Origin of the sequence: Leeuwenhoekiella parthenopeia, from assembly GCF_020782115.1 — a bacterium.
GTDB classification, from domain to species: Bacteria; Bacteroidota; Bacteroidia; order Flavobacteriales; family Flavobacteriaceae; genus Leeuwenhoekiella; species Leeuwenhoekiella parthenopeia.
Window position 1 is genome coordinate 93128 of sequence record NZ_JAJGMW010000003.1, and the last position, 12064, is coordinate 105191.

At 37.9% G+C, this 12064-nt stretch carries 13 protein-coding genes; 2 read left to right on the top strand and 11 right to left on the bottom strand.

The features are described 5' to 3' along the window. Window positions 1-192 precede the first annotated feature (192 nt). Window positions 193-2604, top strand: coding sequence for a hybrid sensor histidine kinase/response regulator (locus LLW17_RS03115; protein ID WP_228228806.1), 2412 nt, complete (start codon window positions 193-195; stop codon window positions 2602-2604). Here LLW17_RS03115 and LLW17_RS03120 read toward each other — a convergent pair. The 3 genes from LLW17_RS03120 to LLW17_RS03130 all read right to left on the bottom strand — a co-directional run bounded on the left by LLW17_RS03120 (window position 2594) and on the right by LLW17_RS03130 (window position 4873). Beyond that, window positions 2594-3952 (bottom strand): sigma-54-dependent transcriptional regulator, encoded by a 1359-nt coding sequence (locus LLW17_RS03120; protein ID WP_228228807.1) that lies wholly within the window; start codon window positions 3950-3952, stop codon window positions 2594-2596. The two genes, LLW17_RS03115 and LLW17_RS03120, sit on opposite strands and share 11 nt — an antisense overlap. A 203-nt stretch (window positions 3953-4155) precedes the next feature. Beyond that, window positions 4156-4485, bottom strand: a complete 330-nt coding sequence (locus LLW17_RS03125; RefSeq protein WP_228228808.1) for a hypothetical protein — start codon at window positions 4483-4485, stop codon at window positions 4156-4158. 52 nt (window positions 4486-4537) lie between these two features. Further along, a complete protein-coding gene (locus LLW17_RS03130) occupies window positions 4538-4873 on the bottom strand; it encodes a hypothetical protein (RefSeq protein WP_228228809.1) in 336 nt (111 codons plus the stop codon). Between the two features lie 369 nt (window positions 4874-5242). Here LLW17_RS03130 and LLW17_RS03135 point away from each other — a divergent pair, with 369 nt between their 5' ends. After that, a complete protein-coding gene (locus LLW17_RS03135) occupies window positions 5243-5419 on the top strand; it encodes a hypothetical protein (protein WP_228228810.1) in 177 nt (58 codons plus the stop codon). Here the strand turns inward: LLW17_RS03135 and LLW17_RS03140 are convergent. From LLW17_RS03140 to LLW17_RS03175, 8 genes are all read right to left on the bottom strand, one after another. Further along, complete coding sequence (locus LLW17_RS03140; protein ID WP_228228811.1) at window positions 5416-6009, bottom strand: DUF6046 domain-containing protein; 594 nt, start codon at window positions 6007-6009, stop codon at window positions 5416-5418. The genes LLW17_RS03135 and LLW17_RS03140 overlap by 4 nt on opposite strands. 178 nt (window positions 6010-6187) lie before the next feature. Then, on the bottom strand, window positions 6188-7066 hold the full coding sequence (locus LLW17_RS03145; protein ID WP_228228812.1) for a hypothetical protein: 879 nt from the start codon (window positions 7064-7066) through the stop codon (window positions 6188-6190). Between the two features lie 18 nt (window positions 7067-7084). Beyond that, window positions 7085-7957 carry an HK97 family phage prohead protease gene (locus LLW17_RS03150; RefSeq protein WP_228228813.1) on the bottom strand — a complete coding sequence of 291 codons (873 nt, stop codon included), beginning with the start codon at window positions 7955-7957 and terminating at the stop codon, window positions 7085-7087. A 5-nt stretch (window positions 7958-7962) separates the two neighbouring features. Then, entirely contained in the window at window positions 7963-8301 is a 339-nt protein-coding gene (locus LLW17_RS03155) for a hypothetical protein (RefSeq protein WP_228228814.1), read from the bottom strand. A 25-nt stretch (window positions 8302-8326) separates the two neighbouring features. Continuing rightward, a complete protein-coding gene (locus LLW17_RS03160; protein ID WP_228228815.1) occupies window positions 8327-8761 on the bottom strand; it encodes a hypothetical protein in 435 nt (144 codons plus the stop codon). After that, window positions 8758-9588, bottom strand: a complete 831-nt coding sequence (locus LLW17_RS03165; RefSeq protein WP_228228816.1) for an AAA family ATPase — start codon at window positions 9586-9588, stop codon at window positions 8758-8760. Before LLW17_RS03165 ends, LLW17_RS03160 begins: the two co-directional genes overlap by 4 nt. A gap of 20 nt (window positions 9589-9608) precedes the next feature. Next, window positions 9609-11762 (bottom strand): TnsB C-terminal domain-containing protein, encoded by a 2154-nt coding sequence (locus tag LLW17_RS03170; RefSeq protein ID WP_228228817.1) that lies wholly within the window; start codon window positions 11760-11762, stop codon window positions 9609-9611. A 1-nt stretch (window position 11763) separates the two neighbouring features. Beyond that, window positions 11764-11988 carry a hypothetical protein gene (locus tag LLW17_RS03175; protein ID WP_228228818.1) on the bottom strand — a complete coding sequence of 75 codons (225 nt, stop codon included), beginning with the start codon at window positions 11986-11988 and terminating at the stop codon, window positions 11764-11766. Window positions 11989-12064: the final 76 nt, after the last annotated feature.

A 12064-nucleotide genomic window follows, 5' to 3' on the forward strand; every position in this document is an offset into this window, starting at 1 on the left:
CACCGGCATTTTAAGCGTTTCCCTTGGCAGCATTATCCGCCCAGGTTCATTGGGTATGATCTCAGCTCGCTTTCCGGTCACCCGGAAGTTTAAGCACCCCTTTGAGATTAGGCGGCAAATGTAAGGCAATAAAACTGTTTTTATAAAAGATTTAAGGAGTTTTCCCTGCTTCAGACTTAATTTTAATTTTCAATGAAAAACACCAAAAGATCCATAACGCTCAAAGTACTTACTGGTTATATAATGATCGGATTGCTCGTATTTTTGGCTATTTGGCTTATTTACCCCGAATTAAAAAAAGTAATCTACCCCCCTCAACAAGAGCAGACGGCCAATAAAAAACTCACGTACATCAGCAACGCGCTTAGTTATTTATACAAGGCTGAAACTATAGGCAGAACCGCTATGGCCACGGGGTCTCTAGATCAGTTTAATACCTATACCCAGGTGGCAGACAGTATTGATCAGGCGATAGACTCACTACAGTTAATTACTGCAAGAAAAAATCAAAAAACGCAGCTCGACAGCATTCAACTATTGCTGGGTGAAAAAACCAAGAATATCAAAACCATGGTGCGCCTGCGCCAGGAGCAATATTCACGTAATTATTATGACGAAGCTTTATCTGAATTGATCAAAGAAGACATCTATTTTGAAGATTACGCTAATGATCCGCGACTCGATTCTTTGGACCCCTATTCAAAAAAAGTAGTGGTTGATTTGATGGAATACATTAGAAAAGACAACGCCGATAAAGATCAAAACATGACGGCAATGGCCCAAACCGTTAGGGAAACCCTTGCCAGGATCGAAGCTCGCAAGAAAGAACTGGAATTAAATATCATCAACAGGGAAAACAATTTACTGGGTAATGATCGTAACCTCAACCTGAAAATTCGCAATCTCTTAAACGCTCTTGAACGCGAAAGTTCTCTTACGGCAAGAGAGCGCGAGGCAGAACTCAATAACCGCATTGCTGCTATTACTAAAACACTTCAAATCATAGGCCTTATAAGTATCGTCCTGGCAATCGGGTTTATCATACTTATTTTCAAAGACGCCTCACGCAGCCAGCAGTACAACAAGGACTTGCAGAAAAGCAACGAGGTGACTCAATCGCTTTTAAAAAGCCGCGAACAATTGATGGCTACCATCACGCACGATATGCGTTCGCCATTAAATACGGTCATAGGTTTTACCGATTTGCTCAAAAAAACACCCTTAGAACCCAAGCAACAGCGCTATCTGGAAACTGTAGAAAAATCTGGAGATTATATTCTGAATCTGGTCAACGACCTGCTCGATTTTTCAAAACTTGAAGCCGGTAAAATCAAGATTGAAAACATTCCGTTTAATCCTGAAAAACTTGTAAATGATGTGCTTGTCGTGAGTTTACCCAAACCGCTTAAGGAAGGGATTGAGATAACTACACATATAGGCGAAGAAGTAAATCAGCTATTTATAAGTGATCCCTTTCGCATAAAGCAAATTTTAAGTAATCTCGTAACCAACGCTTATAAATTTACCCAGAGCGGAAGCATTACAATCACAGCAAATTACCAATCGGGTGAGTTAATTTTTAAAGTTATAGACACCGGATGCGGAATTCCTAAAGAGCAACAAGAGCATATTTTTAAAGAGTTTGCACAGGCCGAAAAAACCACCCAGCGTAAATTTGGAGGCTTTGGTCTGGGACTTTCTATTTCCCGGCGACTTACCACATTGCTCAAAGGTGACCTGAAATTAGAAAGCACACCTCATAAAGGGAGTACGTTTACCCTAATCATACCGGTTAAAAAGTCAGGACAGCTTGAAGAAAGTCCTTCAAAAAATCAAAGCCCGGCAGCCACAGAAAAAATTCTTATTCAGCACGTTTTGCTGGTAGATGATGAACCGGCACAATTGCAACTTGCCCGGGCATTATTTGCAAATTATGATTTGCAGGTAACTACTGCTTTTAACGGAGCGGAAGCTTTAGAACTCCTCAATAAAAATAGACCTGATCTTATTCTTACAGACATTCAAATGCCGGTGATGGATGGAATTTCATTGATAAAAGAATTGAAAAAAAGCAAACAGTTAAAAACAATTCCGGTTATTGCGCTTAGTGGTAATGCTACCTTAAAAAAATCAGATTACCGGTTTTTCGGGTTTGCCACGCATTTAGAAAAACCCTTTAAACCCGCTGATCTCATACAGACTGTTGAGACTATCGGGATGCTGAAAACCAAAGCTTCAATTGCAGAAGGGGATCACATAGAATCAAAAAAAACGCATTTCTCACTAAATCAACTACGGGCTTTTACCGGAAATGATCAACAGGCGCTAGCCAGCATACTGCATATTTTTACCACCAGTACAGCTGAAAATCTGTTAGCATTAGAGCAAAACAAGCACGATACTGACAGTATTAAAGAGATTGCTCATAAAATGTTGCCTATGATCCGGCAACTTGAAGCGCACACCTTAATCGCCCTTCTGGAAAAGCTGGAAGGTTTAAAGCCTAATGAGCAGCCAAAAAGTAATCTTTCAGAAATTCTTGCAGAAGTACGGGAGCAAAGTCAGATTTTGCTCGAAGAAATCGGGCAGTATCTTAAAGCTTAATCCCGTAGTGTTTTAATTTATTATAAAGCGTTTTTCGGTCGATATCCAGCAGGCGTGCAGCTTTACTTTTATTTCCTCCCGCCTGTTCCAGAGCATCCAGTATGCGCTCCTGCTCATTTTCGGCATTATAAAGCGAAAAGGGATTATGCGTTGTATCGCGCTTCACCAGCAATTCTTGTGGTAAAATTGAAAGGGGAATAATCTCATCGGTACTCAGCAAAACCGAACGTTTAACTACATTTTTTAATTGTCTCAGATTGCCCGGCCACTCATAATTCTTTATCGCTTCGACAGCCTCGTCTGAAAACCCGGTTACCTGTTTTTCCAACTCTGCGTTTGCCTGATCCAGAAGAACATAAACAAAAAGCATCAAATCTTCCCGACGCTCCTTAAGACTGGGCATCCTGATCGAAAATTCATTCAACCTGTGATAAAGATCCTCCCTAAACTCACCAGCTTCAATGGCTTTTTCCAAATCTTCGTTGGTTGCTGCTATAACCCGTATGTCTACTGAAATTTCAGTATTACTACCCACGGGCTTTACTTTGCGCTCCTGTAATGCCCTCAGGAGCTGTACCTGCAACTCGTAAGACAAATTACCTATTTCGTCAAGAAATAAGGTTCCGCCATTTGCTGCTTCAAAATGCCCCACTTTGTCAGAGACAGCTCCGGTAAACGAACCCTTTACGTGACCAAAAAACTCACTCCCGGCCAGTTCTTTTGGTATTGCACCACAATCAACAGCTATAAAAGCAGCTTCCTTTCGCTTACTCTTATCGTGAATACTTTTGGCTACATATTCCTTCCCCGTACCGCTGTCACCTATGATTAAAATAGACATGTTTGTTGGGGCAACGAGATCTACATAATTATTCAGCTTTAACGCTGCATCGCTCACACCTACTATAAAGTCTGATTTCGCGCCCGAAGTACTCCCTGATACAGCTCCGGTTGATTTCGTATTTTGTTGGTCTGCACCTTCCTGGGGCTTTACTTCAAGATTTTTTTTAATGATGCTGAGAAGTTCATCGGGACGTACCGGTTTTGAAATATAATCAACAGCACCCCGCTTCATCGCTTCGACAGCTTTATTCACTTCAGCATAACCGGTCATCAGGATAACCGGACACACCTTACTGCTGTCATTTACCCACTTCAATATACTCAGCCCATCGTCGTCAGGCAATCGCACGTCGGTAATGATCAGATCAAATTGCTCTTCTTTCAACTTATTCTTAGCCTGAGATGCTGTGAAGGCAGCAGTCACCTGAAAACCGTTCTTTTCTAAAAAGGTTTCCAGCATTTTACAAAATGCCACATCATCTTCTATTAGTAATATTTTGGCCAAACCGATAAATTTTATTTAAAAGTACAAACACCTTTAATTTTGCTAGAGTTCCGTATCCTAAAAAAGGTTAAACAAACCCATTTTTAAGAGAACGTTCCAGATAGGTATATGGTATACGCAAAAAAGCCCCGACTTGCATCGGGGCTTACCTTTTGAATCATTAACCATTCTACAATTAAGAATTCAAAAATGGGAAACTTAACCTACTCTTTGGGCTCAATCCATTCACCGGCAGCATTGATGTATGCTGTTTCGGCTTCAGCTCCTTCTTTTTCAAGCGTGAGTTTAAAAGTTTTCATTTCGGCATCTGCCCAGGCTTCAGTCACAGTTGCACCGGCCTTATCTTCTTTTACCGCATCTGTTACTGTAACAGGCAGATCAGAAACTTCAATAGGCGTGTATTTTTGAACGGGTGCTTCTACCTGTGTTTTCGCTACGGCCATCTCACCACCGGTTTGTTCCTGAGCATTTATATTCTGTGTAGCGAAAAGCAAAGTTGCTGCTGCGGCTACGGTCATTACCAGATTTTTCATAATTAAAGTATTTTGTGCACGAGTAGTGCGGATTATTGAATTTGATTAAAATTTATTTTTTCTGAATTTTCACCCACTTACCTTCTTCATTGATGTAAGCTGTTTCCATCTCAGCGCCTTCAGCCTGCAACATGAGTTTGTAGACTTTGAGTTTCTCATTGTAGAACGCCTGATCAACAGTTGCCCCGGCCTTATCTGCCGCTACTGCAGCAGTTACTTTTTCAGGTAAAGCTGAAGTTTCTACCTTTTCAAACCCATCCTGTTGTACAGGTGCCTGAACTTCGGTTTTGGTCATCGCTACATCTTCTGAAACGTTTTGAGCATTTATATTTTGTGTTGCAAATAGCATTGTTGCTGCTGCAGCTGCGGTCATAACTAGACTTTTCATAATTTTTAGATTTTATAGAATTGTAATTTGTTTTATTCAAGAGTTTCATTCGTAAACTCGGGAGATATAATAACAAGATTGTACCAAAACCTGAAGCAGACCTATTGATCCTATAAAGTTTTGAATACTAGATAACTAAAAAATACTGCGAAGAATCAGAAACTGTGGAACAGCATATATTCCACAAAAAAAGTGTGGATTTTTTCCACACTTTTAGAAAACATTTATCTGAAAACTAAAAATCTATAATCGATTTTTAAAAGTAAAGTTTTAGTTTTTTAAAAACCTATCTTAACTAAATAAAAAGAGAGTTTAAAAAGTGGTGAAAAACATATATTATCCAAACTCTCATTTTTGTATATTTGCTTTATGAAGACTGCTAATCCATACGCTAATAAAGAGGGAAGACCTGTATTAGGTAAATTCTTTGAATTTGCAGCGTGGGAACGTGAGCAGGAACTAAAAAGGCGTTCTAAACTACCTAATAACGAAATAGAACGCCTTGAAGCTGCTGAAAACAACTTAGCTAACAAAATGCTAAGTTAATCATCTTGAAGCTCTAATAGTACCTTATACGGCTTATTACTGTAAGCCTTAATCTCGTAGGCTTGCACATTCTCACCTTTAGTAAAAGGAAAACTAAACTCCTCAATAACGATTTCTAAGATACCCAATTCATTCAAGGGGTGAGAATACACACTTAAAGACTGTGCCTCTCTTAAAAAGACTGCAAGCAGCTGAAAATCATATATAGGAAAGCAATCCTCATACTTACCATACATTATAGAACTCATTAAAATACCTTTGATGTTTATTTCATAATCATCTTGGTTCCAACGCTCTTTAATAGTTCCGTTAAGTGCCTTTCCTGGCTTATTTGAAATTTTGCGAGGTTTACGCCTTATTATAGTGTTTTTGCCTTGAATATCAACTATAGGTTCATAAGGCAATAAAAATTTGACTTTACGTGGTTCTGTCTCTCCGGGAGGTATTATGATTGCTTCAAGATATAAAGGGAAATATTGATTTTCAGCCGATATAAACGATCTTTGAGAAAGACTTATATCATTGACATCCTGTACAAATAAGTCCTGTACAATCTTAGGCAAATAATTATTAAAGTTATCTGTATTCATAGTTTTAATTTATATTTTTGAAATTGATTGGTGCTATGGTTATTTATTGACTTCGCATCCCCAGAGCCGCTAAAGTGAGTACACATTTTAGCGGCTTCTTTATTACGCAAAAAACCGTCTATAGAAATAGACGGCTTAATGACCTGAGAAACTTCTTTTAAAGAACGTTTAGCGAATCTTAGACCTTAGAGCCTACTATTGCGCCTATTGCTTTATTACGTATTGGCAGAGCTATAAATCTCTTATCAAATCCTACTACCGTAGCTCGTAACTCTGGATCGTTTTGACGCTCATACATTTTAACTGTACCGTCTGCTTTCATAACCTCTTCTGAAGAGAAAGCAAAAGAGCTAAACGTATCAGTTTCTTCTGCTATAGAACCAAAAGGCTTTTTCTGAAAAGTGGTAGCGTTGTAAAGAGGATTCTTAGTGAACTCTAACATGTTGAAACCTGCAAATCTTTTTGGCTTACCATTTACAAAGTCAGTAATATCCTTAAAGGCTTTTAAATCGTGTAAAATTAAATCCTCAGTGTGATGAGGGTCTAAAACTAGATAACGCATATCGTAAGGGACATCTAAATCGTCAAACTTGCGTTTTAACAATAGAATATTTTCAACAGTTACACGCTTTGTTCCCTCTCCATTGTCTGCTCCTGTAGTTGGGATGACTGGTGTTAATATTCCATCAGCATTAGGGGCGTAAGCGTGTGCAGCTTTCATAAAGGTTTTCTTTCTCAGGCTCATTCTATGACCATAAAGAACCGTTTCCATTTTATCGTAACTGCGTTCTACTTCATCTGGATGCCTCACTAAGGTATTCTCAGTTTCAAATAAATCTAGCTCAAAAGACAAAGGCGTATCGTCACGCTCTTTTATCACAATTGGGTAGGTTGTATTGTTTATCAATACATCAGGATCAAATCCAGCATCAGCCATATTGATAATATCATACTCAGCCATCGGGCTAAAGTCTCGGGCAAAGTTTAGAAATGATGCCTCGGGATAATAATGTTTCATAATCTGGCTAGTCCAGATTTGCTTGTTTAGTGTACTCATGTTTATATAAAATTTAGATTATTTTTTAAATTGATTATCAACGAGCTGTTGAAATAAAACGGGATTGTTTTCTAGTTCCTTAGGAGCGTATAATCTGTAGTCTTCTAAATCCCATTCAGCTTTAGCCTTGGTGCTAGTATCCTTACCAGAATTGGTGATTTTACGCTGCTCAACGAGTTCTAAAAGCGATAAGGTTTTAAGATTTAACAAACTCATTACAGTAGCCTTACCCTTTTTAAAATCCTCTTTAAATAGCTTTGTGTAAAGCTCTTTTGTAACTGGGTCTAACTTCTTACGTTCGCTCAGTAGTTCAAGTAATTCATGAGCCTCTTCCTCTTGATGGTTTTCTACTTTTTCTATCTGAGCTTTGAGTTTGATATTTTCAGAATTCAGGTTTTGAACTAGTTTTAATATCTGGGAGTGTTCTGGGGTCTGATACAGCTTTAATAAATTTGTTGCTGTATTGGTTGCCGTTAATTGTATTAGGCTTAGTTCTGCTAACTCTTCATCATTATAAAGGCGTAAGGCATTTTGATTTGAGCCAACATCAACAATTGATATTTCATAAAGCTTGCATTTTTTTATAGTATCGCCCGCTCTATCATCAGGATTAAACTTTATACCTACGCTTGCGCTCTTTAGAAAGCCTCTCTCAACCTTTCCTGCTATCTCCTTAGCTTTGGGGTCATCCATATCAAAAACGGCATCAGCGTAAAGCTTATCACTTTCTACAGATAGGTTTTCCCAACGTCCAATTATAGTGGGGCGTTCGTGCATATAAAGCATAATAGGGTTTCTCTCAAATTGGGTAAGATCAATACCGCTTGTGAGTAGTTTAAAGCCGTGATCGTTTAGGCTCTCGTCTGATACTAAAAATCTGTGTTTCTTCATTGTTATTATTTAAGGTTATGTATATCTCTAAAATCTCCTTTGTTGTATCGGTCATCCAGTAAAGCATCTAAAAACTCAGATTCTTCTAAAGTGACCATTTGCGAAGCCACTTTTGAAAGCCCGTAGATTACATCTATATCAACTTTATCGTAATCGTTTAACTCCATAAATGAAAGATCTTTAATGGCGTTAATGATGCTTCTTAATGCTTTGGCTTTCTCAAGATGTGTATCAAACGAAACCAAAGCGGTAGTTAAAGGCTTGTCAAGTGTTTGCTCTTTTGAAAAAAAACAGTTAACCTCTTTTAAGGCTTCCATGTTTATTTTTGTGATTCTATTTTCCATAATTTAAAAGCGTTTTAAAAGGTTATTATTTACCGTTTCTTCTTGTTTTTCTAGAGGGTAGCTCTCCGTACATTTCACGGTAGTGTTTATTGAAAAAAATCATTTCTTTACGGCTAATACTTAAGTCATTCACAACGCTGATATATATTAAGCCTAAGCAGTAGTTTTTATCTTTTTTACCACGGTCATCTATATGACCTACTGCCTTTTCATATTTTATCAAATGCACCAACAATTTATCAACCTCCCCTATGTGCATTTGATACCAGTTCCAGAACTGAGGCAGTTTAAGCAAGTACATATTATTAGGGTGATGGCGTTCTAGCATAAGATTGCCATACTCCCAGATCATTACATGCCAATCTTCCTCAGTGATTTCAAATAAATCCATTAGAAGCTCTTTATCTTTAGCTATTACCTTCTTTGATTTATTACCTTGCGATTGCGTTGTTGTTTTCATTCTGAATACTTTAAGTTGTGAATAGAATTGCGTACATATCTGAAATTGCCTAGCCTGTACATAGCTCGAATGCTTTCTTCATCGGTTACACCGTTATTCATACAGATGCTTTTTATCTCAAGCTTACTAGGCTCTACTAAGTGTTGCCATTGAGCTACACGGCCGTAGAATTCTGGCATTCCTATTTTGTTTTTGTCTGAGCCTTTTTTGATATTCAATAAGAGGTATTCTACACCTGCTATAATGATTCCGGCATTGTTCTCTATACCGTCCAGCATATCTTGTATGTACATCAGGCAATTAGCGGAAAGCTTACTGGCTTCATCGATAATCAAAAGGGAATCCTCTTTTTTATTGAACTCTTCAATGATATATTTAACCATTTCAAAGTCTGAGGCTAAGTAATTTATACCCATTGATTTTAGTATCTCGCTTAAGAACTGCTTAGACCTCATAGAACGGGTACAAGTGACCATAAACGTGTTAGAATGGCTCTCGTAATAGTTTACTAAGGCGGTTGTTTTACCTGCACCTGTGTAACCTATAATACCTATCATTGTGCGACGGTTACGAGCTTCATCGCATTTGTTTTGAACGGTTGAAAAGTTTGTTGTTTCAACTATAGCCCAATCTTTAGCCCTGAAAAAGCTTTTGATTTTGTGCAGCATACTATCGTTTACACGCTCCCAAACATTATTTTGAATATTAGAGAGGGTAGCAGAACTAACACCTATCATTTCGGCTAGTTTCTTCTGGCTCACTTCTTTTTTCTGAGTAAATTGACTAACTAAGTCTTGAATCTCTTGTTGTAATTCGGTTTTTTTCATAGTTTTGAGTAACTTTTATATCATTTTTGGTTGGGCTTTCCAACCACTTTTAAAGAGCCTAATTTGAGGGGCTCTTTTTTTTGTAATAACCTCTCGTGTGCATCAGGGTTAACACCTTTTCGGGTGATGACTTTGATAGGTTTAAAATTGCGCTCCTCTTCATCATCTTTACTTATATTCTTTTGTTGTAAAAACAGATTATGGAGTTTAGTCTCCTCAGCGTTAACCGTGTTTTTATCTAGGCTTAACGGGTGTGCAATTTCTAGTTCATCTTTATTAATAGCCCTAAGTCCCTTATCTATAATATCCTCGGTTTGCTCTTTTAAGAAATTGTTGTAGCTCTTATTTTTAGCCTCAATTATGGCAGTTTTAAGCTCTTCATTTTCGTCTCTATCTGCTACAGACATGTGTATATCTACGGCTTTACGACATTCACAAATAGGTGTGTCATGCTCCAAATCAAACAGCATAACCGTATCTAGATCGTTAGGATCATAGCGCACTGCAACCCTAACCCCTTGCAAAGTGGCTTTAAGTTCATGTTGGTGTATCTCGTAGCAATATTCTGTTTTGCGGTATTTTAACTTAACCATACCACGTTTTATAGTATGCTTGGTTTTAGTCCAGAACATAAGCGCTGTTTTAACTGCATCCATTTCTACAGCTTTTGGCTTTGGCATACCTCTGTAAACAGTACTAGGGGCTTTCTTTTCGCCTAGTGAGCGTTGGTTATAGGTTGCAATCATTACAGAAATACGATGCATCATTTCTTTAGTGGTAACAGTTCGTTTTCTGGCTATTTCTGCTAAAAAATCATCATTAGGACGAGCGTTTAAACGCTTGCTTTTTATACCCTCACCTATGTAGTCATCGTATAAGGCACACTCTACAGATTGAAATGCACCAAAGAACCGCTCTATGTAAGATTTATCTTTTGCATTGCGTACTTTGGAATGTCTCCAGTAAACAGATAGCTTTTCCATTTGAGCTTTTAGCTCTATAATTTCTTCGGTCTTATTTGCAGAAAAGTTGTCTGAAACGATCTCAGCAGGTAGATGCCCCTCACTCATTACAGCCATTTTAAGAGCTTGCATAATGCTATAGCGGTCTTCGCTATGTGCAATATCAAAACCTACTATTTTACGGCTGCAAACGTCTATAACAGCAAATAAATAGAGCCTTATAACCTTAGTGCGGCTCTCATTCCAACAGAAAAACTGCACAGGAGTACCGTCTATCATCCACACATTACCCGGGTATGTAGGTAATTTTCTAACAGCGTGTGGTAATAACCAATCGTCAAAATGTTTCGCACCGTATCTATGTTGATTTACAAGGGTTTTAAACTTCTTATCCTTACTCATTAAGCTTTTAACCCAACTTTCAGTAACTGTAGGTTTGCCCTCCTGTAAACAGTGGTGATTTATTAAATCTGTAGCAACACGGTAAGCGTAAACTTTAGGATGACTCAATATAGAAAGCGCTAAAGCCTTGTGAAATTCGTCTGTTTTCTGGCGGTGATTGTTCTGCTTTGTATTCTTTATAGCAATCATTTCTATAAAACTTTGATCGCTATACTCTCTAGCCTCTCTGAGGTCTTTTAAACGCTTTCTAAAGTGAACAAGGCTATCAGTATTAGTAGTTAGTGTTACGCGTGTTCTAACGTCTAAATAGTGGTCAAAACCTACAGAAACCTTACCTCTAAAGGCTTTGTACTTTGTTCCTGTAATTTCGAGCATTCTAACCCAAAACGCATGATCTTTGGCAGATTGAGCCGCAAGCTCTTCACAACGTTTAGGATTGTGGGCGTACCACTCACGGTAAGTTTCTAAATATTTAAACCATTGGGTATTGTAAGCCTCTACTAATGACTGTCGCTCTTTGTCAAACCTAAAAAGCTTATCTTTCTCAGCTTCTTGTAGGGCTTTTTCTAGTGCTTCTTGTTGCTCTAGGTATTGTTTTTTAGCATACTCATTTGAAGTTGGTATATTGTATTTCTTCCGACTTCTTGGCGGTACGCTATCAAGATTAACCAAATAACCTTTTCCGTTTGGGTTTGGAATGTTTTCCCACGAGTTTGACTTACCAGTGCGGAACTCCGATAAAGCTTTTAGAACAAAGCCTTCGGACATTCCTAATTCTTCAAGTACATGATGAGAAACAAAACCTATCATACTAACCATTTAGATTGTTCTCACACTCTTCTATTGAAGCCTGAATTTTCTTCCTAACCTTAATAATCGCTTTATTCATTTGAATAAAGGTTTTAAACGAGCAGTCCTCACCGTTTAAAAAGTTGTAAACTGTTTTATGAGATAAACCGCTTTCCTCAACAATTAATTTTTTTGAGCCTCTTGGAAGATTAGCATAGACTTCCTTCAATTTTTCGTTTATTTGCATATCAGTTACCGATTAATTATGACACAAATATATCAATAATTGATATTTAAATACCTAAAAATGAAATTATTTTTTG

Excerpts from the sequence above, each read along its gene's own strand:
- LLW17_RS03155 (WP_228228814.1), bottom strand. The coding sequence starts at position 8,301 with ATGGAAAATAGAATCACAAAAATAAACATGGAAGCCTTAAAAGAGGTT.
- LLW17_RS03160 (WP_228228815.1), bottom strand. The coding sequence starts at position 8,761 with ATGAAAACAACAACGCAATCGCAAGGTAATAAATCAAAGAAGGTAATA.
- LLW17_RS03175 (WP_228228818.1), bottom strand. The coding sequence starts at position 11,988 with ATGCAAATAAACGAAAAATTGAAGGAAGTCTATGCTAATCTTCCAAGA.
- LLW17_RS03145 (WP_228228812.1), bottom strand. The coding sequence starts at position 7,066 with ATGAGTACACTAAACAAGCAAATCTGGACTAGCCAGATTATGAAACAT.
- LLW17_RS03135 (WP_228228810.1), top strand. The coding sequence starts at position 5,243 with ATGAAGACTGCTAATCCATACGCTAATAAAGAGGGAAGACCTGTATTA.
- LLW17_RS03140 (WP_228228811.1), bottom strand. The coding sequence starts at position 6,009 with ATGAATACAGATAACTTTAATAATTATTTGCCTAAGATTGTACAGGAC.
- LLW17_RS03125 (WP_228228808.1), bottom strand. The coding sequence starts at position 4,485 with ATGAAAAATCTGGTAATGACCGTAGCCGCAGCAGCAACTTTGCTTTTC.
- LLW17_RS03150 (WP_228228813.1), bottom strand. The coding sequence starts at position 7,957 with ATGAAGAAACACAGATTTTTAGTATCAGACGAGAGCCTAAACGATCAC.
- LLW17_RS03170 (WP_228228817.1), bottom strand. The coding sequence starts at position 11,762 with ATGATAGGTTTTGTTTCTCATCATGTACTTGAAGAATTAGGAATGTCC.
- LLW17_RS03165 (WP_228228816.1), bottom strand. The coding sequence starts at position 9,588 with ATGAAAAAAACCGAATTACAACAAGAGATTCAAGACTTAGTTAGTCAA.
- LLW17_RS03115 (WP_228228806.1), top strand. The coding sequence starts at position 193 with ATGAAAAACACCAAAAGATCCATAACGCTCAAAGTACTTACTGGTTAT.
- LLW17_RS03130 (WP_228228809.1), bottom strand. The coding sequence starts at position 4,873 with ATGAAAAGTCTAGTTATGACCGCAGCTGCAGCAGCAACAATGCTATTT.